Origin of the sequence: Nocardia sp. NPDC051787 (assembly GCF_040681325.1) — a bacterium.
Lineage (GTDB): Bacteria > Actinomycetota > Actinomycetes > Mycobacteriales > Mycobacteriaceae > Nocardia.
This window is the reverse complement of record NZ_JBFAYO010000003.1, coordinates 77,665-98,833: the sequence shown is the minus strand read 5'-3', so window position 1 is coordinate 98,833 and position 21,169 is coordinate 77,665. Positions and strand designations below refer to the sequence as shown.

20 protein-coding genes are annotated in these 21,169 nt (G+C 66.9%); 12 read left to right on the top strand and 8 right to left on the bottom strand.

What is annotated here, in order from left to right; translation table 11 throughout:
* Positions 1-2 precede the first annotated feature (2 nt).
* Both AB0M45_RS04260 and AB0M45_RS04255 read left to right on the top strand, forming a co-directional pair.
* Positions 3-707 (top strand): allophanate hydrolase subunit 1, encoded by a 705-nt coding sequence (locus AB0M45_RS04260; RefSeq protein ID WP_364322737.1) that lies wholly within the window; start codon positions 3-5, stop codon positions 705-707.
* Positions 704-1,561, top strand: a complete 858-nt coding sequence (locus tag AB0M45_RS04255; RefSeq protein WP_364322736.1) for a biotin-dependent carboxyltransferase family protein — start codon at positions 704-706, stop codon at positions 1,559-1,561. The genes AB0M45_RS04260 and AB0M45_RS04255 overlap by 4 nt, the downstream gene beginning before the upstream one ends.
* Here AB0M45_RS04255 and AB0M45_RS04250 read toward each other — a convergent pair.
* A complete protein-coding gene (locus tag AB0M45_RS04250) occupies positions 1,531-3,159 on the bottom strand; it encodes a DUF4185 domain-containing protein (RefSeq protein WP_364323067.1) in 1,629 nt (542 codons plus the stop codon). The genes AB0M45_RS04255 and AB0M45_RS04250 overlap by 31 nt on opposite strands.
* Before the next feature lie 312 nt (positions 3,160-3,471).
* Between AB0M45_RS04250 and AB0M45_RS04245 the strand changes: the two genes are divergently transcribed.
* Positions 3,472-3,957: a hypothetical protein gene (locus AB0M45_RS04245; protein ID WP_364322735.1), complete on the top strand. Its 486-nt coding sequence runs from the start codon at positions 3,472-3,474 to the stop codon at positions 3,955-3,957.
* Here the strand turns inward: AB0M45_RS04245 and AB0M45_RS04240 are convergent.
* Both AB0M45_RS04240 and AB0M45_RS04235 read right to left on the bottom strand, forming a co-directional pair.
* Positions 3,947-5,251, bottom strand: coding sequence for a hypothetical protein (locus AB0M45_RS04240; protein ID WP_364323064.1), 1,305 nt, complete (start codon positions 5,249-5,251; stop codon positions 3,947-3,949). The two genes, AB0M45_RS04245 and AB0M45_RS04240, sit on opposite strands and share 11 nt — an antisense overlap.
* A 121-nt stretch (positions 5,252-5,372) precedes the next feature.
* The gene (locus tag AB0M45_RS04235; protein ID WP_364322733.1) at positions 5,373-5,837 is read right to left on the bottom strand and encodes an NUDIX domain-containing protein; all 465 of its coding nucleotides are present in this window, start codon (positions 5,835-5,837) and stop codon (positions 5,373-5,375) included.
* 233 nt (positions 5,838-6,070) lie between these two features.
* Here AB0M45_RS04235 and AB0M45_RS04230 point away from each other — a divergent pair, with 233 nt between their 5' ends.
* Both AB0M45_RS04230 and AB0M45_RS04225 read left to right on the top strand, forming a co-directional pair.
* Positions 6,071-6,859, top strand: coding sequence for a pirin family protein (locus AB0M45_RS04230; RefSeq protein WP_364323061.1), 789 nt, complete (start codon positions 6,071-6,073; stop codon positions 6,857-6,859).
* 122 nt (positions 6,860-6,981) lie between these two features.
* Entirely contained in the window at positions 6,982-7,479 is a 498-nt protein-coding gene (locus tag AB0M45_RS04225) for a DUF4190 domain-containing protein (RefSeq protein ID WP_364322732.1), read from the top strand.
* Here AB0M45_RS04225 and AB0M45_RS04220 read toward each other — a convergent pair.
* The gene (locus AB0M45_RS04220; protein ID WP_364322731.1) at positions 7,448-7,969 is read right to left on the bottom strand and encodes a hypothetical protein; all 522 of its coding nucleotides are present in this window, start codon (positions 7,967-7,969) and stop codon (positions 7,448-7,450) included. The two genes, AB0M45_RS04225 and AB0M45_RS04220, sit on opposite strands and share 32 nt — an antisense overlap.
* 135 nt (positions 7,970-8,104) lie before the next feature.
* Between AB0M45_RS04220 and AB0M45_RS04215 the strand changes: the two genes are divergently transcribed.
* The 3 genes from AB0M45_RS04215 to AB0M45_RS04205 all read left to right on the top strand — a co-directional run bounded on the left by AB0M45_RS04215 (position 8,105) and on the right by AB0M45_RS04205 (position 11,433).
* Positions 8,105-8,956 carry a Scr1 family TA system antitoxin-like transcriptional regulator gene (locus AB0M45_RS04215; protein WP_364322729.1) on the top strand — a complete coding sequence of 284 codons (852 nt, stop codon included), beginning with the start codon at positions 8,105-8,107 and terminating at the stop codon, positions 8,954-8,956.
* 10 nt (positions 8,957-8,966) lie between these two features.
* Positions 8,967-9,341, top strand: coding sequence for a DUF397 domain-containing protein (locus AB0M45_RS04210; RefSeq protein WP_364322727.1), 375 nt, complete (start codon positions 8,967-8,969; stop codon positions 9,339-9,341).
* A gap of 73 nt (positions 9,342-9,414) precedes the next feature.
* Entirely contained in the window at positions 9,415-11,433 is a 2,019-nt protein-coding gene (locus tag AB0M45_RS04205; RefSeq protein WP_364322726.1) for a M13-type metalloendopeptidase, read from the top strand.
* Between the two features lie 367 nt (positions 11,434-11,800).
* Here AB0M45_RS04205 and AB0M45_RS04200 read toward each other — a convergent pair whose 3' ends face one another.
* From AB0M45_RS04200 to AB0M45_RS04190, 3 genes are all read right to left on the bottom strand, one after another.
* Entirely contained in the window at positions 11,801-12,715 is a 915-nt protein-coding gene (locus AB0M45_RS04200; protein ID WP_364322725.1) for a L,D-transpeptidase, read from the bottom strand.
* A 278-nt stretch (positions 12,716-12,993) separates the two neighbouring features.
* A complete protein-coding gene (locus tag AB0M45_RS04195; RefSeq protein WP_364322723.1) occupies positions 12,994-14,373 on the bottom strand; it encodes a cytochrome P450 in 1,380 nt (459 codons plus the stop codon).
* An 85-nt stretch (positions 14,374-14,458) separates the two neighbouring features.
* Positions 14,459-15,745 (bottom strand): serine hydrolase domain-containing protein, encoded by a 1,287-nt coding sequence (locus AB0M45_RS04190; RefSeq protein WP_364322721.1) that lies wholly within the window; start codon positions 15,743-15,745, stop codon positions 14,459-14,461.
* A 261-nt stretch (positions 15,746-16,006) separates the two neighbouring features.
* On the opposite strand from AB0M45_RS04190, the gene AB0M45_RS04185 reads away from it, so the two are divergent.
* Both AB0M45_RS04185 and AB0M45_RS04180 read left to right on the top strand, forming a co-directional pair.
* Positions 16,007-16,630: a hypothetical protein gene (locus tag AB0M45_RS04185; protein ID WP_364322720.1), complete on the top strand. Its 624-nt coding sequence runs from the start codon at positions 16,007-16,009 to the stop codon at positions 16,628-16,630.
* A gap of 97 nt (positions 16,631-16,727) precedes the next feature.
* Positions 16,728-18,179 carry an MFS transporter gene (locus tag AB0M45_RS04180; protein ID WP_364322718.1) on the top strand — a complete coding sequence of 484 codons (1,452 nt, stop codon included), beginning with the start codon at positions 16,728-16,730 and terminating at the stop codon, positions 18,177-18,179.
* A 64-nt stretch (positions 18,180-18,243) separates the two neighbouring features.
* Here AB0M45_RS04180 and AB0M45_RS04175 read toward each other — a convergent pair whose 3' ends face one another.
* Positions 18,244-18,918 carry a S1 family peptidase gene (locus AB0M45_RS04175; RefSeq protein WP_364323059.1) on the bottom strand — a complete coding sequence of 225 codons (675 nt, stop codon included), beginning with the start codon at positions 18,916-18,918 and terminating at the stop codon, positions 18,244-18,246.
* Between the two features lie 526 nt (positions 18,919-19,444).
* On the opposite strand from AB0M45_RS04175, the gene AB0M45_RS04170 reads away from it, so the two are divergent.
* Positions 19,445-20,299 (top strand): ABC transporter permease, encoded by an 855-nt coding sequence (locus AB0M45_RS04170; RefSeq protein WP_364322717.1) that lies wholly within the window; start codon positions 19,445-19,447, stop codon positions 20,297-20,299.
* Between the two features lie 4 nt (positions 20,300-20,303).
* Positions 20,304-21,167: an ABC transporter permease gene (locus tag AB0M45_RS04165; RefSeq protein ID WP_040785074.1), complete on the top strand. Its 864-nt coding sequence runs from the start codon at positions 20,304-20,306 to the stop codon at positions 21,165-21,167.
* Positions 21,168-21,169 lie beyond the last annotated feature (2 nt).

The following is a 21,169-nucleotide window of genomic DNA, read 5'->3' as shown; positions in this document are numbered from 1 at the left end:
ATATGACGACGAAGGGCGCAGTGCCCGACGCGGCTCGGCAGGAGGCCGAGACGGCGATTCGCGCGGCAGGCGATCGGGCGCTGCTGGTGACGCCGGAACGGCGCGAGGTAATCGCGGAACTTGTCGCGGCGCTGCGAGCCGGACCGATCCCCGGTGTGCAGGACGTGCTCCCGGCCGCGGAAACCGTACTGCTGACGCTGGATTCACCGCACGACCGTGACGCGGTACGACGCGCGCTGACCACCATGCTGGTCTCGCTGCGCGAACTCGTCGGCGGTGCTTCCCGGGAAACGTCGCCGGACAGCGCTTTCCGAGCCGATCCGGTGGTGATCCCGGTGCGCTATGACGGCGCCGACCTGGACGAGGTGGCCAGGCTGTTGGAACTCAGCACCGCCGAGGTGATCGCCGCGCACGCCGGCACGGTGTGGCGGTGCGCGTTCGTCGGATTCGCACCCGGCTTCGGCTACCTGGAATCGCCCGATGGCCGGCTGTCGGTTCCACGCCGAGCGCAGGCGCGCACCGCGATTCCAGCGGGCGCCGTCGCGTTGGCCGGCGGCTACAGCGCGGTGTATCCACGCAGCACGCCCGGTGGTTGGCAGCTGATCGGGACCACCGAGCTCAGAATGTGGGATGTCGAGCGCGATCCGCCCGCATTGGTCCGCGCCGGCGCCACAGTCCGATTCGTCGACGCGAAGGAGGCCGGATGATCGTCATCGAGCAAGTCGGTCCGCTCGCCACCATTCAGGATCTCGGCAGGCCGGGCTGGTTCGATTCCGGTGTCGGTCCCGCGGGCGCCGCGGACCGCGGGTCGCTGCGGTTGGCCAATCGGCTGGTCGGCAACCCGGAGGGCCACGCGGCGATCGAGGTGCTGCTGGGTGGGTTCGCCCTGCACGCGGAAGAACATGTCATGCTGGCGGTCACCGGCGCGGCCGCGCCGGCGACTGTCGACGGCAGGCCGGTGGGGCACGCCAGTGTGCTGGAACTCGAACCGGGACAGGGGCTTCGACTCGCTTACGCGTCCGTCGGACTGCGCAGCTATATCGCGGTGCGCGGCGGTATCGATGTACCCAGGACGCTCGGTTCACGCAGCCGCGACACCATGTCGGGATTGGGGCCCGAGCCGTTGGCCGAAGGCGCTCGACTGCCGATCGGCCCGTCTCCGCATACGATTCCGGTCGTGGATTTCGCCCCGGTGGCCGAGCTGCCCGGGGACATCGTCACCGTGCGTGCCATGCTCGGTCCACGCGACGACTGGTTCACCGGTGCCGCCGCCTTGTTCGACGGCCTCTGGTCCGTCTCCCCCGATACCGATCGGATCGGCGCGCGACTCGATCGCCGAACCGGCCCGCCGCTGACCCGCAAGGACACCCGCGAGCTGCCGACCGAAGGCATGGCGCTCGGATCGATCCAGGTGCCGCCGAGCGGGCAGCCGGTCGTATTCCTCGCCGATCACCCGATCACGGGCGGTTATCCGGTGATCGCCGTGGTCATCGATGCGGACGTCGACGCGATCGCGCAGGCGCGCCCTGGTCAGCCCGTGCGGTTCGTCCGCACGGCCTGACCGGCGCTCGGATCCAGCCTGGCGTGCATGAGATATACGTTGTAGCTGTCCCACGCCGAGAGCATGAAGTACAGATCTTCGCTCGTCGACCACGGGTGGATGAATCCGCCGTAGGACTTCGGGTAGTCGGCGGTGGACACCAGCGGGATCGCGTCCGTCCACGCGCCCTGCGGGCTCGACGCGGTGCGCAACACGATCGCGCCCCGCGCCGAATCCAGGTAGACCATCTGCCACTGTTCGGTCTCCCGGTCGTAGCGCACCGACACCTCACTGGCCATGCCGAGCACGAGCGGGGTGGCTTGGTTCTCGGCCGCGGGGGCCCAGTTGCCGCCCACCCAGTACTGGTAGGCGGATTTGTTGAGTACCTGGTGCTTCGGCACCCTGGCCAGCCCGATCACACCGATGCGTCCGTTCGGGGTGCCGAACATGTAGACGTAGTCGCCCTGCGGCACCATCGCCGCGACCTGGAATCGGCCGAGTCCGAAGACGTTCTCCCACTTGGCATGCTGGTCTTTCTTCCAGGTGCGCCCGTGGTCGTCGGAGTAGGCGATGCCGCCGTAGTTGGTCCACCACAGGCCCGGGATGCGGCTCCATCGATTCACCGACATGTAGCTCAGGTACTGCCGGTTCCCGATGGCGAACCCGGAGGTCGGTATGGTGGTGGTCTCCCAGTTCTTGATCTTGCGGCTGCCCAGGATCTCCGCGGCGTGACAGCGGCTGTCCTGCGCGAAGGTATCCAGTGTCAGGCCGTCGGAGAGGTCGGGATCGGTGCTGAAGCCGATCACGTTGCTGCGCCAATCCTGGTCGTCGTTGCCCGCGCCACCGCCGCCCCAGCCCGTGCCGAAAGTGTCGCCGAAAACCACGGCGACCTCGCCCGGCCTCGTTTCCCACATCAGCCCCAGGTCGGTGCCGTCGACTTGCCAGCGCATGTCGGTCCGATTCTCCGAACCGTGCCCGGTCACCTGCCCGACCAGCCGTACCGACTCGACCTGCGGCGCGGTCACCGGCGCGGCAAGCGGACCCGGTTCGGCCGGATGCACCACGTGCGGCGGCGCGGGCTGCGGCTCCTCCCCCGGATCGCCGGGCACCGGAATCGGAATCGGTTCGATCTCCGGCTTGAACTCGATGCGGGGCAGTTTGACCGGCTCACCGGAACCTGAGCCGCTGCCCGAACCCGAGCCGCTGCCTGAGCCGCTGGCCGAGCCCGAGTCGTTGCCCGAGCCCGTGGCGGACCCGGAGTTGGAGCCCGGATCGGTGCCGGTCCCGGGATCGGCACCGTCATCCGACTTCGGGCTCGGATCGGTCTGCGGCTCCGGTGGTTTCGGGTTGTCCCTGATGTCCGGGCACGGGTTGTCGCACGGATTCGCCGGCAGTGGGTCAGGGGCGATCCGCGTGTTGTCCTGCGGCGGGTCGGGCACCGGAACCGGAGTGATCTCCGGGACCGGCACCGGGATATCGATCTGCGGCGGCACCGGCGGAGGAGGCGGCTGCGAGGGATCGGGCTCGCGATTGAGCGGATCGAACCCGACCTCATCGCAGCTGTTCACCGGGGGTGGCGCCCACGGGAACGGTGCGGCCTGCGCGGCGGGCATCGGCATGGTGAGAACACTGGCGAGCAGCGCGCCGAACAATGCCGGTGCACAAGGGGATTTGGTTCCGGATTCGCGCGTCACGTCGGCTCGTGGCTGGCCATTCGAGCATCGGGCGACCGGTAGTCGGCCGGGTCTTCTACGCGCCAAGCAGTTTTCGCGCCGCATCGGGTTTTCATCGCCGGAAACCCATGTCGTGTTGCCTCCTGTCGGTCGGCCGCCGACAGGTCAACATACCGGAATCAGCCCCTCGAACGTGGGACGGGTATCGGAAACGCCGGGTAGTGGAACCGGCGCCGCGGTGCGTGCGTCCAAAGGTATATGAATGAGATCGAGTATGTGTTCGGCACCGGCGACGGGACCGTGCACGTCTGGACCAGCCAGGCCGACCTGGAACTCGGCGATATGGGCGGGGCCGACGCGGTGCGGTTGGACTTCGACGGAGACGGCAGCACCGACGACGCGTTATGGGATTCTTCCGGCTCCGGCATCGCCGATATAGCGGCGCTGGATCTCGACGACGACGGCGTGCTCGACCACTTCTTCACCGACCCCACCGGCCTGGGCACCTGGAATCACCAGATCACCGGCCTGCCCGATGACGCGGGGAGCGAGCAGCTCGACTGGATCGTGCGCACGGAGCAGGAGATGCCCGATCGTCTCTTCGGCGGTGCGGATGTGGACCCGCACACCGATCATCCCGCCGCACTGTCCGAGCGCGGGCAGGTCGACGGGCTGCCCGAGCACTTGGCGCACTGGTTGAGCCGCGACGGACGAAACCTCGGCGACCAACCGTTCATCGCGTGAGCGCGCCGCGTCGCGTGTTCAGCGCGATGGCCGCTATGCCCGCGCCGTAGATCGCGGCGCCGGCGAGAATCACGGCCAGCGACCGGCCATCAACCGGAATCACCAGCGCGGCGGCCGCGATAGCCAGCACGAACGTGATATTGAAGACCGTGTCCTGGAGCGCGAACACCTCGCCGCGCCGTGTGTCATCGATGTCTATCTGCATCGTCGCGTCACCGGTCAGCTTGATCGTCTGTCCGGCCAGGCCCAGCAGGAACGCGCCGACCAGCAAGAGTTCACGCGCACGCTGCACCGCGTCGCCCGAGTCGGCGAACGCAATCGGCGTCACCAGCGTGACCTGCACCAGCATGGCGGTGATCAGACCGGCGACCACGGTGCGCGGCCGCCCCAGCCTGGGGATGAGCAGCGGCGCCACGACGGCGGCCACCAGCATGCCCGCCGCGGTGGCGGCGATGGCGACGCCGAAACCGACCAGACCTCCGCTGAGCCCGGAGCCGTCCACCGGGATTTGGCGCAATACCAGCACCATGATGAGCGCATTCACGCCGAAGACGATCCGGTGCGTCCCGACGCCCACCATCGCCGTGGTGACCTGCACTGATTCCCACACCGCCCTGGCGCCGGTGCGCAGTCCGCCGGCGATCGCATGCAGGGTGTTCTCCCCGGCCGCCGCGTCGGAGGCTGGACCGAGCACACGCCGGCGGAATCCGGCCGCCAATACCGCACCGAGCACCGACCCTGCGCCGCTGACCGCGACGGTGATCGCCGAGGCGAAGTCTCCCGCCCCGATCACCCCGATCATCCCCACCGCCGCCGCCGCGCCCAGTCCGGCGCATCCGGAGGCGACCGTGGCGAACACCGAGTTCATCGGCACCAGCCACGCCTGTGCCAGCACCCGCGGCAGCGCCGCCGACACACCCGCCAGCACGAAACGGCTGACGCCGACCACGGCCAGCGCCAGGAGCAGCAGCGGCGTCTCGCCGATCCCGGCGAGCAGCCCCGCGCTCACCATGGCGATCAAGACCGCACGCAGCACATTGGCCACCAACAGCACCACGCGCCGGTCCCAGCGATCCAGCAGCGCGCCCGCGTACGGCCCGATCAGCGAATACGGCAGCAGTAGCACGGCGAAGCCCGCCGCGATGGCCAGCGGATCGGTTTCCCGCTCGGGATTGAACAGGATCGCGCCCGACAAGGCGGCCTGGAACATGCCGTCGCCGAATTGCCCGGTGAATCGCACCAGAGCCAGACGCGACACGCCCGGGCTTTCCCGCAGTGCCGCGCGCAGCCCAATCGGCCGTTGCTCCGCGGGGGTGCGGCCTTCGGCGTGACCAGTCGACACGTCCGCGAGGGTACTGCGTTCGTCGACGTCGCCGCGCACTCGGCCGCGGAGCGCGAATCACGCGGCGCGCGAATCAGACCCGATCCACCAGTGTGCTGACCGTCTGGCGGGTATCCGGCGCCATCGGCAGTTCGTCGAGCCCGTCCGCGTCGATCCAGGCGAACGCGTCATGCTCGCGCGGCGCAAGAGCGACATCACCGGGTTCCGCTTCCACGACGAAGCTGTATTTACGCACTTTCGACTTGGTTCGGGTGGAGTAATCGAATCCACCGAGGAATTCGGTGATCCCGCGCACACGCAACCCCGTTTCCTCCAGCAATTCCCGCGCTACGCACTCGGCAAATGTCTCCCCGGATTCGACACCTCCGCCGGGCAGTTCGTACAACCCGCCGCGATAGTCGTCGGCGGCCCTGCGCACCAGCAGCAGTCTGCCCGCGCGGAACACGGCGATGCCGATCACGAAATGCGCGATGCCGTCGCGCCGCGCTTCGCTGCGGAGTTCCCGTTCGATGCGGGCGAGCTCAGCGGGTCCCAGCACGTCGTTACCTCCGGTTGGCATTGTGGTGCTCGGCGATCGGCACGGGCCTCGATATCCGACGAGGTGGCCCGACATTTCGACGTACCGGTTGGTTCTGCTCGCCTCCCGTTCACCTTCCGGTTGCTCGCGTAAAATGCCGAGTGCAGCTCAATTTACTAGGAATGCGGAGTACCGCGGCGGAAGTGCCCTACCCTGAATGGCGATCGGTGCACGGTCCCGAGAGGAGGACCATGATGTCCACACTCACGACACCACACATCGACGTCCATCGTGGTGGCGACCGCATGAAGACGCGGGTCTCCTGGTTGGATTCGAAGCACTCGTTCTCCTTCGGGGAACACTACGATCCCGAGAACATCCACCACGGCCTGCTGCTGGTCAACAACGAGGACATCGTCTCCCCCGGCCAAGGCTTCGATACCCACCCGCATCGGGACATGGAGATCGTCACCTGGGTGCTCGGCGGCAGCCTGGTGCACCAGGATTCCCTGGGCCACAGCGGCGTCATCTATCCCGGGCTGGCCCAGCGCATGAGCGCCGGCACCGGCATCCTGCACTCCGAGAAGAACGACTCGTGGCGGCTGGACGGCCGCACTCCGGAACACGACGAGCCCGTGCACTTCGTGCAGATGTGGGTGGTGCCGGACGACCCGGGCCTCACCCCCGGCTACGAACAGCTGGAGATCGACGACGAGCTGGCGGGCGGCGGCCTGGTGACGGTCGCCTCGGGGCTGCCGCGATATCGCGACCGGACCGCCATCGCCATCAACAGCAGCCATTCGGCGCTGCACGTGGCGCGCATGATGAGCACGGAGCCGGCCGGTGAACCGGTGGTCGAACTGCCCGACGCGCCCTACCTGCACTTGTTCGTCGCGCGCGGCGAGGTGGAGATGGAAGGGGTCGGCCCGCTCTACGAGGGCGACGCGGTTCGTCTGACCAGGACCGGCGGCCAGCGCGTGATCGCGCGGCGACCTTCGGAGATCCTGGTGTGGGAAATGCATGCGCGATTGGGCGCCCAGTAGCCGGTCCGGCCACCGCATTAACATCCGTCCGTAGGCGGCGCGATCAGTAGGCGATCGCGGCGCACCTACCGGGCCACCCCGTCCGGACCGAGCATCGCGAGGCACCGACGGAGAGGAAGTCCATGTCGCAGTATCCGCCCCCCGGCCAGTACCCCCCGCCGCCGGGTCAATACCCGCCGCCTCCCGGACAGTACCCAGGCCAGCCCGCCTATTGGCAGGAGTCACCGAAGGGCAAGGGCTTGGCGATCACCGCGCTGGTGCTCGGCATCGTCGGGTTGCTGAGCTTCTGGACGATCGTCGGTGGCTATCTGTTCGGCATCTTCGCCGTCATCTTCGGCTTGATCGCGGTGTTCAAGGCCCGCGCAGGCAGTGCGGGCGGCATGGGTATGGCGATCACCGGCTCGGTGCTCGGCGTGCTGAGCCTCGTCGGTGCCGTTCTGCTCACCATCGTGGGGTACAGCTTCTTCGTCGAGTCCGGCGGCAAGGACTTCGTGGACTGCCTGAACAAGGCGGGCAACGATCAGTCCAAGATCGAGCAATGCGAGCGCGAGTGGAATCAGAAGCTGCAGGACAGATACAGCGTCACGCTCACTCCGCCCGCCCCACCGACTCCCCGGTAGCGGCGCACGCGCGGGTCGTGGCGATCACGTCGGCGAACTCGCGGCGGAAGTCGCCGTCCGGCGCCACGACCCAGGTCCGGTAACCACCACGCTCGTCGGTGGGCGAGGGCAGCACGATGTGGCTGCCCGGTAGGGCGATCGAAGCACAGTTGCGGAACAGGTCGGCGAATAGCTCGGTATCCAGGTACGAGTTGTCGGTGGGACCGGTCAGGAAGGTCCAGCGGTCCGAGCGTGGATGCGCGATGATCGGCCCCGGCCGGTGCTCGGCTCCGGCCATCAGCCGCTGTTGCACCTTGCGGCCGAACGCGGTGGGCATCACAACGGCACCCACCGAGCCGACTTCCAGCATGATCCGTCCGAGTGTCGCGTTCACCACGGCGTACAGCCCGTTGTCCTGGCGGTAGTGACGGCAGCGAGCGAATGCGTCCTGAATCGCCGGCGGATCCGTTGGCGTGAGACGGCTGCCGAACTCGATGCGGGATCTACTCATGACGAACAACCTCGCCTCGCTGCGGGTGTATCGCGTGCTGGAAAATCGACCGCTTGCATCGACACTAGCCCTTGGGCAAGTTGGTTGACAATAGTCAGACCTCGGCGCGTCGGAGTCGGCGTAGCATCACCGGGCATGGCACCCGTCTCGCCGACCGTTGCCCGCTGGGAGCTGGTGCTTCGCCTGCGTGAGCTGCGCGAACAGCGCGGTTTCGACTCGGCGGGCTTCGCCAAGCGGGTCGGGTTCACCCCGGCCAACTGGTCGCATGTGGAGAAGGGCAGACGCGTACTCACCACCAACACCATCGGACCGGTGCTCGAGCTGCTGGAGGTGGAGCCCGAGGAACGCGCGGAACTGCTCGCTCTGCTGGAGGCCAGCAAGCAGCGCGGATGGTGGGCGAAGTCGTCCGCGCTGATCGGACCGGAGTTGCAGCGGCTCTACGGAATGGAGTACGGCGCGCAGAGCATCCGCAGCTACGACAGCCTGGTCGTGCCGGGACTGCTGCAGACCGAGGATTACGCCCGCGCGTTGATCAGCGCCGACGTGATGATCCGGCCGGTCCAGGTCGAGCAGTTGGTGGCGATTCGGATGCGACGCCAAGAGCGGCTACGCGGCGAAGACCCGGTCGAGCTGACCGCGGTGTTCGGCGAGGGCACCCTGCTACAGCAGACCGGCGGGCCGGACGTGTTGCGGGGGCAGTTGAATTACCTGGCCGAGCTGATGGAAGAACTCGACACCGTGGAAGTGCGGGTGATCCCGTTCGCCGCGACCGCGGGCGCGGTGCTCGGCGGCTCCAGCTTCCATCTCATCGACTTCGCCGGTGAGCAGCTGCCCACCTTCGGCTGGGCGGAGAGCGCGGTGTTCGGCGGCGCCGTCGAGGACCCGGATCTGGTGCGGGATCTGAGCTTCGCGTACCTGCGCGCGGTGGAGCAATCCCTCCAACGTACCGAGTCATTGGCCCTGATCAGGCACTATTCTCGCGTGTAAAATCCTGCCCATGGCCACCACCGCACGGCCGGTAAGCACCGGCTGGTTCACATCGACCAGATCGAACAACGGCAACCAATGCGTCGAGGTTCGGTTCGATGGTGATGCGGTACTCATCCGTGACAGCAAATATCGCCGTAACCCGGCCAACCGCCCCGCCGACGAGCCCATCATCACCGTCACCGCCGCCGAATGGACCGCGTTCCTCGACGTCCTGCGCACCCGCGGGCGATCGAATGGCGAACTGAGCGCGCACACCGCCGCGAACGGTCACACCACACTGCGCCACGGCGAAACCACCCTCACCTACACCCCCGGGGAATGGGACGCCTTCTTGCTCGGCGCACACGACGGCGAATTCGACCGTATCGTCGCGTTCGCCTGATTCCTCTGCTCAGAATCCCCCGGCCGGTCGCGGCCGGGGGCCGGCTCTCGCGCGTATCGGCATACTGGAGATCGTGACTTCCGAGCTGACCCGCCCTTCCGGTATCGATCTGTCCCACCTCGACCAGGCCGTGCGGGTGCAGGACGACCTGTTCGCGCACGTCAACGGCAAATGGCTGGCGGACCACCAGATACCCGCCGACCGCGCGGTGGACGGCGCTTTCCGCGCGCTGCACGACCAGGCCGAGCTGGATGTCCAGGCAATCATCCAGAATGCCGCTGCCGCCGACGCCGAGCCGGGCAGCGACGCCCGCAAGATCGGCGACCTGTACTCCAGCTTCATGGACACCGCCGCGGTGGCCGCTGCCGGGCTCGCGCCGATCGCCGATGAACTCGCCGCGATCGCGGAGGTGAGCGACAAGGGGACTTTCGCGACGCTGCTGGGCCGGTTGCAGCGCACCGGCGTCGGCGGCGCCGTCGCCGTCTTCATCGACACCGACGCCAAGAACTCCACCCGCTACCTCGCGCATGCCACCCAGTCCGGGATCGGACTGCCCGACGAGTCCTACTACCGGCAAGACGAGTTCGCCGAGATCCGCGCGAAGTACATCGCGCATATCAACCGCATGTTCGCCCTGGCCGCCGCCGACCAGGGGGTCTCGGGGTTGCTGCCCGCTGAGTTGGACACGGTCGGACAGCGCGTCTTCGCTTTGGAGCGGAAGCTGGCCGCCGGACACTGGGACGTGGTGCGCCGCCGCGATGCCGAACTGAGGTACAACCTGACCGCTTTCGACGCGCTGATCGCGGACAATCCCGAATTCGACTGGACCGCATGGACGTCCGCTCTCGCCGAGGGGGTCGAAAGCAACGGGTCCGACCTGTTCGCCGAGTCGGTCGTCTTCCAGCCGGATTACCTGCGTACGTTCGCGCAGGTCTGGGCCGCCGAACCGCTCGCGGACTGGCAGGCATGGGCGGCATGGCGGGTGCTGCGTTCGCGCGCACCGTATCTGACCGACGAACTGGTCGAGGAGAACTTCGACTTCTACGGCCGCACGCTCACCGGCGCGGAAGAGAACCGGGAGCGCTGGAAGCGCGGCGTCGCGCTGGTGCAAGACCTGCTCGGTGAGTCGGTCGGCAAACTGTATGTGGCCGAACACTTCCCGCCGGAGGCGAAGGCGCGGATGGTCGAGCTGGTGGCCAACCTGCAGGAGGCGTACCGGCGCAACATCGCCGAACTCGAATGGATGGGGCAGGACACCAGGTCGGCCGCGTTGGCCAAGCTGGCGAAGTTCACCCCGAAGATCGGTTACCCGGACAAGTGGCGGGACTACTCGGCCGTCGTGATCGATCCGGCCGACCTGGTCGGCAACTACCGCAACGGCTATGCCGCCGAACACGATCGGGATCTGAACAAGCTCGGCGGCCCGGTCGATCGGGACGAGTGGTTCATGACCCCGCAGACAGTGAACGCCTACTACAACCCGGGCATGAACGAAATCGTCTTCCCCGCCGCGATCCTGCAGCCGCCGTTCTTCGACATGAACGCCGACGACGCGGCCAACTACGGTGGCATCGGCGCCGTGATCGGCCACGAGATCGGGCACGGCTTCGACGATCAAGGCGCGAAGTACGACGGTGACGGCAACATGGTCGACTGGTGGACCGACGCGGATCGCGCCGAATTCGCCAAGCGGACGAAGGCTCTGATCGCCCAGTACAACGTGCTCTCACCCAAGGAACTGCCGGACGAACACACCGTCAACGGCGAGTTCACCATCGGCGAGAACATCGGTGACCTCGGCGGCCTGTCCATCGCGTTGGAGGCGTACAAGATCTCGCTGAACGGCGCCGAGGCGCCGGAGATCGATGGACTCACCGGTTTGCAGCGGGTGTTCTACGGCTGGGCACAGGTGTGGCGCGCCAAGGCCCGTGCAGAGGAGGCCATACGCCGGCTCGCCGTCGACCCACACTCGCCGCCCGAGTTCCGCTGCAACGCCGTGGTGCGCAATATCGACAGCTTCCACGAAGCGTTCGACGTCAAACCTAGCGACGCGCTGTACCTGGAACCCGCTGAGCGCGTAAAGATCTGGTAATCGGCCGGCTCGAGGCGGTCCCACCGAGTGGGACCGCCTCGGCTCTGTGTTCAGCGCGAACGGCCCGGGTCCGGGAGTCGAGAAGAAGACGTCCTCGGCCTTGGGGCGGCGCAGACGCGCAGAACTTTCTCGCGCACCGGCCAAGTGAAGCAATCACCAGAGACGCCGCGGTCGACTACGGATTATCTGATCGTCCTTTCGTCAGCGCCCCGCAGGGGCGCGACGCGACAACTGATCTCGTGAGCACATGGGTAACTCACCGGGTACGCCCAGAACCCGAGCGGCACTCAACGCAGGAACTGAACGCAAATCCCGCGTCACCTGACTAATACGGCCTAAAGACCCGGAGAGGCGGGGGAGCCCGCGCTCAGTTCCAGTCGCCGAGGCCGTCGCTGGCGCTGAGGGTGCCGCCCTTGGTGTTCTGCACGATCACCGGGTCACCCCGACGTGCGTTCTCGAAGAACCACTTGCCGTCCTCGGTGCTGACATTCAGGCAGCCGTGGCTGGCGTTGGACACGCCCTGCTGGGCGACCGACCACGGAGCCGCGTGCACGAAGATGCCGCTGTTGGAGATGCGGGTCGCGTACTCGACCTCGAGCTTGTAGCCCTCGGGGTCGGTGATCGGCACACCGTAGGTGGACGAGTCCATGATCATCTTGCGCTGCTGTTCGCCGACGATGTAGGTGCCGTTCGGGGTCTCGTGCTTGGGCTTGCCCATCGAGGTCGGCATTTCCTTCACCACCTCGCCGTTGCGGGTGATGGTGATGGTGTGGGTGTCGTCGTCGGCGGTGGCGACGAACGCGTCGCCGATCCGGAACGAGCTGGTCGTGCCGCCCGCCTGGACCTGCACGTCGGTGTTGTCCGGCCAGAACTCGTCCGGCCGCCAGCGCACCTGCTTGTCACCGCGCCAGTAGAAGTGGCCGGGGGCGGGCTTCGATGACGTGATCTTGATGGCCTTCTCGGCGGTGGCGTGGTCGGTCACCGGTTCCTTGAAGGTGATGATGATCGGCTGCGCGACACCGACGACCTCGCCGTCGGCGATGTTGATCGAGGGTGGGGCGAAGTTGGCCTGCGGCGCCGGATCGGTGGCCGCGGTGGCCGAGCCCGTGTCGATACCCGGAATCGGTTCGGCCTGCGCAGGCGCGACCAGCATGACTCCGGCCGCCGCGATCGCGGCGGACAGCAGGACGCCCTCGCGCAACCGGCGGGCTAGCCGAGCTCCCTTGCGGTGAGCAGGCAACGACGCGGTGTGCAAAGCGGCATGCATAGGTTTCTCGTCCATTCCATCTCTCGCACGCGCGCGTAGCGAGATATTTCAGTCAGCGCGGAGCCAGAAGAGCGCCCCGTGGGTATTGACGGCCCGACCCGTCGTCCTTCCTACCGTCCGACGCACGCCGAAGCCACTTGCGTTTCACAGTGATTCAGTCAGCGCGCTGAATGTGTTTCACATCACAAGATGCCTTGATGGGTATCGGTTGGATGAACGTCCCGGTCAATCCGGATAGCCTCGTCTGAGGCCGAGTGCTGTGGGTGACTGAAAGGCAGTTCGCCGCAAACTTCTTAGTGAGCAACGTCACTCACTACGTCGAATGAAATCGGGCGATGTGGGCCGGTGGAAATGTTGTGTGGCACCGAGACCGGGACACGTCCGTGCGCATAGCGTGGTGTGAGCCGCAGGTGCTTGTGCCCGAGAATGGTGGCCAGCGCGATCCGCAATTCGTAGTCCGCGAGTGCGGCGCCGACACAGCGCCGGTGCCCACCGCCGAACGGAGCGAACTCGAACGGCCGGTAGCGGCGCTCGATGAAGCGGCCCGGATCGAAGCGCCCGGCGTCGGACCAAACGTCCGGGTCGGAGTGCAGCAACGGCACCGCGATCCCCATGGTGTCGCCAGATGCGAGCGCAACGCCGCGCAGCGCGTACGGCTCGGTGAGCCTGCGCACGACGATCGGGACCGGCGGGTGCAGACGCAGCGTCTCCTGACATACCGCGTCCAGGTAGGGCAGTCCGGCCAGCTGTCCCGGGCTCGCGTCGGGCCCGGCGTCACGCAGTTCCGCCCGCAGCCGCGCCAGCGACTCCGGTGCCCGATGCAGCCGGTACAACGCCCACACCAGGGCGGTCGCCGTGCTCTCGTGCCCAGCGACCAGCAGCGTGCGCAGTTGCTCGCACAGCTCGTCGTCGGTGCTCGCGGCGGTGTCGTCGGCGGCAGCGGACAGCAGCATGCCGAGCACGTCCGTCGGCTGTGTGCCCACGGTCCGGCGCCGCCGCGCGATCTCGGCGCGCAGCAGCGTGTCCAGCCGCGTGCGGGCGGCCTGAAATCGGTCCCATGGACTGTGCCCGAGCAGTCCGTGGCGCAGTGCGGGCACCAGCATCAGCGGCCCGGAGAACGCGGTGAGGAAGTCGGTGACGGCGGCGGTGTACTCCGCCCGCCGCTGCTCGTTGTCCACTCCGAACACCACCGTCGAGATCACCCGCAGCGTGAGCGCCCGTGCGGCCGCTCGTGCGTCGATACGCGCGCCCGCCACCCACGCGCGGCCGCTCTCCCCGGACATCTCCCGCATGGTGGCGTCGCGGATGAGCTCGCCGTACTCGCGAATCCGCAGACTGTGGAACGCGGGCGTGAGCAGCGCACGGTCGCGTCGGTGACGCTCGCCCGAAGCCAGGATCAGCGATGCGGCCCCGACCATCGGTTCGATCGGATTCGGACGTGGCGGCTGCGTGATCTCCATCGGGGCGCGGAACATTTCGCGAGCACCGACAGCCGTCCCGGTGAAGAGCGCCGCACCGAATCCAGGGAAACGAACATAGAACGGGTCGCCCTCGCGCGCCCTGCGCCACCGGAAGTACCGGTCGAAATCGATGCCCGCGGCCAGCGCGTGCAGCACGGTCCATCGCGGCGCGCGTGGCCCGGCGCTGTCCTCACTTGCGCGGATCGAAGCCATACGCACGTCCATACCCAGAAACACGAAGTCGCCACTCGAGGGGTTCGACTCCCCCGATCATCCAGGCGGGCCGCCCGTGGCTCCCCTATTGTCCGGCCTCTTTGTATTTGCGGACCGTGGCCTGTGCCGTCGCGCCAAGCCGCGCGAGCCTGGCGTCACCGAGCGCGGTCACCATGCTGCCGATCCCGTTGGTCACGAACGCGATCGACATGCGCAGATCACGATCGGCGTACGCGCCCGAACCGCCCGCGCCATAGTGACCGAACGCGTTTCGTGGCTGCTGCTTGGCCATGAGCACGGGGCGGTGATATCCGAGTGTGAAGCGGATCGGTACGCCGAGCACGTAGTCGCGGCTCTGAGCGGGCTGCACCTTGCTGATCGTCTCGATCGTTTCCGGCGACAGGAGTCGCACGACGGGCTCCGGAGCGGCCGTTCCGAGGCCGTGTACGCCCCGCTCCGGCCGGTCGGGGTAGACCACACCGTCGTTGGCCAGCGCGCCGTACATCCGCGCCAGCGCACGTGCCGAGAAGACGCCGTTCCAGCCGGGCATCACCGCGTCGTGCACCCGGGGGTCGCGGACCAGCTCGTCGAAGCTCTCCGGCATGCCCGCCTCGGCGAGCCCACGCACCGGCCGCACCCAGGACATCACCGAGGAGGCGGTATTCCAGCGGATTCCCGGCGGACCGAGGGGCCGCACGATCTTGGCGATCCGATGTCGTGCGGATTCCGGCACCTGGAACCAGTACTCGTCGAGCCCGAGCGGCTCGGCGATCTCGGTGCGCACCACGTCGGTGAACGACGCGCCGGTCACCCGCTGCACGATCTCGGCGACCAGCCAGCCGAAGGTGATCGCGTGATAACCGGAGGTGCGAATGCGGCGTGGATCCGGCGGACTGTCGGCGAGCGCGCGAGTGACGGCGTCGTAGTTCAGGATGCCCTCGCGACCCGGGACCAAGCCGCGCACCCGGTGCAGACCCGCGCGGTGCGACAGCACGTCGCGCACCGTGATGTCCTCCTTGCCGTGCGCGGCGAACTCCGGCCAGTACTCCGCGACCGGCGTCTCATAGCCGATCAGTTCGCGTTCGGCGAGCCGGTGCAGCACGGTCGAGGCCACGCCCTTGCCGGTGGAGAACGTCAGTACGACGGTCTCGCTGTTCCAGCGGCGCTCCTTGTCCGCCCAGCCGGCCCAGATGTCGACAACCGGCCTGCCATCCAGGTAGACCGCGAGTGCACCGCCACCGCGCGCGGGCTGGGCGAACATGCCGAAGAACTGATCGGCCAGCCGGATGAATCGCGGGTCGACCAGCATGTCGCGCGGTGGCGCAAGTTTCTTGCCCGCCGCATCGGCGGGCTCGAACTCATCAGCCGCCATTGCCGAAACCATGGGGTCACCTCCTGACCACCGTTAGTCGCGCCGGTGAACCAGAGTAACCCGCGGACCAGGTCTGCCGACGGGTAAAAGGCGTGGTGAGGCACCTATCGCCGGAATCATCGGCGGATGGCTTCCGTCTCCGGCTCGACGTGCGCTCGGTCCATGGTGTATTCATGGCGTGGTATTTCAAGCACTGCTATGGCAACTTCGGATTCTTACGGGGGTGTGAGTTCGGAGCGTTACAGCTCGGGAGGACTGTACGTGTCTCGTCAACCGACCTGGGGTCGTCTCGCCTTCGCCGGGCTCGCTATCGCGGCGGGTCTGTCGCTGATCGGGTGCAGCTCCACCATCAGCGGTACCGCGCAGCCTGCCGTGGAGAACGGGACGATCGATGCGGTCTCGGTGACCAATACGCCGAAACCGTCCGCGAGCAAGCCCGCTCCGAGCAGCAAGCCGTCGCCGACCAAGTCGGGCGGCGACACCGACTTCCAGGCCGAGGTCGGTGACTGCGTGACACTCGGCGGCACCACCACCAACGCCACCATCGACAAGGCGTCCTGCGGTAGCCGCGCATCGAACTACAAGGTGATCGAGAAGAAGTCGAAGAGCTCGCAGTGCGTCAGCGACGCGGACAACTACTACGCCGAGACCATCAACGGTATCGAGCAGGGCGCGCTGTGCCTGGACATCGACTGGGTGGTCGGCGGCTGCATGGACGTCGGCGGCGATGATCCCAAGCGCATCGACTGCGCCGGTTCGAGCCCGGCGAAGGGCGTGAAGGTGGTCAAGATCCAGCAGGGCGCCGACGATGTCAGCGTCTGCGGTAGCGGCACCGGATACGTCTACGACAAACGCCGCTTCGTCGTCTGCGTCCAAGAGCTCTGACCGGGGCCTGGCGGATGACCAGACGGGCCGCGCCTCGCGAGGCACGGCCCGTCGTAGTTGGGGGCACCGACCGGCGGCCTGTCGCTAGGTTGGGTTGGTGAGCACCACCGAGCTTCCCCGTCTGCGGTCGGGCAGCGGCCGCTGGATTCTGCTGGCCACCATCCTCGGATCGTCGGTGGCCTCGCTCGACGCGACGGTCGTCAACATCGCGCTGCCACGGATCGGGGACTCACTGGACACCGATGTCGCCGGACTGCAGTGGACGCTGAACGGCTACACACTGACTCTTGCCTCCTTCATCCTGCTCGGCGGTTCGCTGGGCGACAAGCTCGGCAGGCGCAGGGTCTTCGTGTGGGGCACCGTCGCTTTCGCGATCTCATCCGTATTGTGTGGCGCCGCGACGACCATCGAAATGCTGATCGTGGCCCGGATCCTGCAGGGCGTGGCGGGCGCGATGCTCACCCCGGGCAGTCTCGCCCTGATTTCCTCCTCGATCGACCAGCGCGACCAAGGCGCGGCGATCGGACTCTGGTCGGGCTTCGGGGGTGTGGCGGGCGCGCTCGGCCCTTTCCTCGGCGGCTGGCTGATCGAGGTCGCGGGCTGGCGGTCCATATTCTTCCTCAACGTTCCGCTGACCGTGGTCGTCGTGCTCGTCGCGGTGCGACACGTGCCGGAGAGCCGCGACCCGAGCGCGGCGACCCGACTCGATCTGCCGGGCGCGCTGGTGGTCGCGCTCGGCCTCGGCGCGCTCACCTTGGGACTGATCGACACCGTGCCGCTGCTCATCGCCATCGGCGTGGTGTTACTGGCGCTCTTCGTCGTGATCGAGCTGCGCGGCGATCATCCGTTGGTGCCGCCCGCGCTGTTCCGTTCCCGGGTATTCACCGCGGCCAATCTCGTGACACTCGCGGTCTATGCCGCCCTCGGCGGGGTGTTCTTCCTGTTGGTGCTGGAATTGCAGCTGGTGGCGGGATACTCGCCGCTGATGTCCGGGGTCGCGACCGTGCCGGTCACCCTGATCATGCTGGCGCTCTCGGCCCCCGCCGGGCGCTGGGCGCAGGTGCACGGTCCCCGCGTTCCGATGACCGCCGGACCGCTGCTGGCGGCCGCGGGCTTGGTGCTCTTGCTGCGCATAGGTCCCGATACCACCTACCTCACCGACGTGCTGCCGGGCGTGCTCGTCTTCGGGCTCGGGCTCGCGGTACTGGTCGCCCCGCTGACCGGCGCGGTGCTCGGTGCCGTGCCCAGCAGCGAGGCGGGCATCGCCTCCGGGGTGAACAACGCGGTCGCCCGCACGGCACAACTGCTCGCCGTGGCTGCGTTGCCCGGGCTCGCGGGTATCTCGGGTGCGTTGGGCGACCCGGAGGCGTTCGACGATGGTTTCGCCACCGCGATGTGGCTGTGCGTCGGCCTGCTGGTGACCGGAGCGGTCCTCGCCGCCGTCCTGTTGCGCCCCGAGCGGCGCGTGCCCGTCCTGGACAACGTCGACTGCCTGCCGCAGTGCGGGATGGCCGCTCCCGCGCTGGCACCGGCACGAAGCGAGAAATGAACGGCCCGAATGGATTGCTCCATTCGGGCCGTTCAGTTGGTTTCCGATCAGGTCGGGTGTGCGATCAGATCGGGATGTAACCCGCCCCGACACCGCCGCGCGCGTTGAGATCACCCGTGATCGCGCTCATGTTGGTGCCGACTTCCGGGCCGAAGCAAGCGATGGCCAGGTAGGCGTTCACCATGCCGACGAGTGTCGTGCCGACGACGACCGGTGCGCCGGAGTCGCCTTCAACCACGCACATCTGACTCCAGGTCTCGACGTTCGTCCGGAACACGTCACCCCAGGCGATACCGCAGGTGTTGCCGGTGGTCCGGCCCTCCTTGCAGACGATCTGCGGGAAGTTGGCAGGCCCGCCGATCCCGGTGATCGTGACGTTACCGATGCGATTCACCGGGACGAGCTTGCCCGGCTCGAACTGAATGACGGCGTAATCCAGGTCGTGGTTGGAATAGGTGAACCGGCCGATCACGCCCGCCCCCCGATCGGATTCGGCGTAGACCTGCGAGCCGGGATCGCCGCAGTGCCCAGCGGTCAGCCCGACCAGACGGCCCGCGTTGTCGTGGCCGACCGTGGTGACCGTGCACTCGAATTGGTTGTCGATGATGATCCCGGATCCACCGCCCACGACCGGCAGGCCCGGTTGGGCGTTTGCGGCCCCTGCGCCCGTGCCGAGCAGCGCCGCGCCAAGGGCGACGGCGAAGGCGGCGTTGGCCACCTTGGCGAGTTTGCTGAACATGTCCCTCCAGACGTCGGAAGCCCGCACGATATCAATCTGTCGCACCCATCGTGTCAGTAATCGACCTCGGGCGCGTCACCCACTACGGGTTGTCCCCACTGCGATCTACTTCAACCCTATTTCGTACACAATAGTTGAAATGTATCTTACGTGCACGATAGCGGGCCGCTATCATAATTGTGAAAATCTCGTGGCCGTTTGTCGTGCGGGGGTACTAAGAGGTGGATGTGTTCGTCTCCGGAATCAAAAACGATTTTTGATGAATTCTCTCCATATTAATTCGCCACAGCAACCGGCATAGGCCGGAGATTCGCGCAGCTGGGTTGTCACTTGTTCCAGAGATGGGCGCGCCGGTACTGGGCCGTATCCCAATGTTCATGCCCGCTGCCATTGCCTTTTGCCAACGGTGAGCGACATCTATGACCGCAATCACAAGTCGGTGGTGTGTTCTGCACTACTCCGTAGTAAGGTGCGTCAAGCAAACGAGTCGTCGGGGCAGCCAACCGGCGTCGAGGAGGGTTAGCCAGTGCAGTCGACCGAGAGTCCACCCCGAGGGTCACGGTTCAGTGATGCGGTCGATTGGAAGAAGTCGTACTGGCAAGATCACCCGAAGCGTTCGCTGGAAACGTTCGGTCGCCAGATCATCATGGGCTTCGCGGCGGTCGCCGAACTGTTCGTCGCGATTTTCCGCCGACGGTTCCCGTTCGGGGAGTTCGTCCGGCAGTGTGCATTCATGGCCAGTGTCTCCGCGGCGCCGACGCTGCTGGTCGCCATCCCGATCGGCGTGATCGTCTCCATCCAGGTCGGTTCGGTCGCCGGTCAGGTCGGCGCCACCTCCTTCATCGGCGCCGCCAACGGGCTCGGCATCATCCAGCAGGGCGCCCCACTGGTCACCTCGCTGATGATCGCGGGCGCGGTCGGTTCCGCGGTCTGCGCCGATCTCGGCTCGCGCACCATCCGCGAGGAGATCGACGCCATGAAAGTGATGGGCGTCGACCCGATGCGCAGGCTGGTCGCACCGCGGCTGGGGGCCGCGATGCTGGTCAGCGTGCTGCTGTGCGGCTTCGTGGTCTTCGTCGGTTTCTTGACCGGCTACATGTTCAATATCTTCGCGCAGAACGGAACGCCAGGTTCCTATGTCGGCACCTTCTCGTCGTTCGCGGTGACCACCGACCTGCTTGTCGCGCTGGTCAAATCGCTGATTTTCGGACTGTTGGCCGCAATCATCGCCTGCGATACCGGATTGAACACCCGAGGTGGTCCCGGCGGTGTCGCGAACTCGGTGAATTCCGCGGTGGTGAGCTCCGCCATCATGCTGTTCGGGGTGAACCTCATCATCACCCAGGTTTACAACGCACTATTCCCGTCACAGGTGGTCTGAGCCGGTGTCATCAACCTATGTACCTCCGCTGCTGCGGCCCTTCCAGTCACTCCGGAAATCCGCACAGGCGCCGGTAGATCTGCTCGCCAGGCTCGGCCACCAGGTGTTCTTCCTGCTGCGCTCGATCGGCTCCATTCCGTTGGCGCTCAAGCATTACCCCAAGGAAGTCTGGCGACTGCTTTCCGATGTCACCTGGGGCAATGGCAATCTCGTCGTCGGCGGCGGCACCATCGGCGTCGTCGTCATCCTGAGCGCCTTCGGCGGCATGACCGTCGGCATCCAGGGCTACAACTCGTTGAACCTGCTCGGACTGAGTCCGATCACCGGCGCGATCTCGGCGTTCGCGACAACCCGTGAACTCGGGCCGCTGCTCGCGACGCTGGCCTTCGCCGCTCAGGCGGGCTGCCGCTTCACCGCGCAACTGGGCGCCATGCGCATCTCCGAGGAGATCGACGCGCTGGAATCCATCGCCATCCGGCCGCTGCCCTATCTGATCAGCACCAGGATGTTCGCGGCGATGGTGGCCATCGTCCCGCTGTACTGCCTCGGCCTTGCCATGGCCTACATCTCCTGCGCGGTGACCGTGCAGCTCATCGGCGGCACCGCCGCGGGCACCTACCAGCACTACTTCTATCAGTTCCTGGTCCCGGTCGACGTGATCTACTCACTGCTCAAGGCGATCCTGTTCGTCGCGATCACCACATTCATCCAGTGCTACTACGGCTTCTTCGCCTCCGGTGGTCCCGAAGGCGTCGGTGTGGCCGCGGGCCGCGCGATCAAGATGTGCATCATCGCGGTCGTCTTCGCGAACCTGTTCATGACATTGGCGATCTGGGGTGTCAACCCCGGCATTCGGATCTCGGGGTAAAC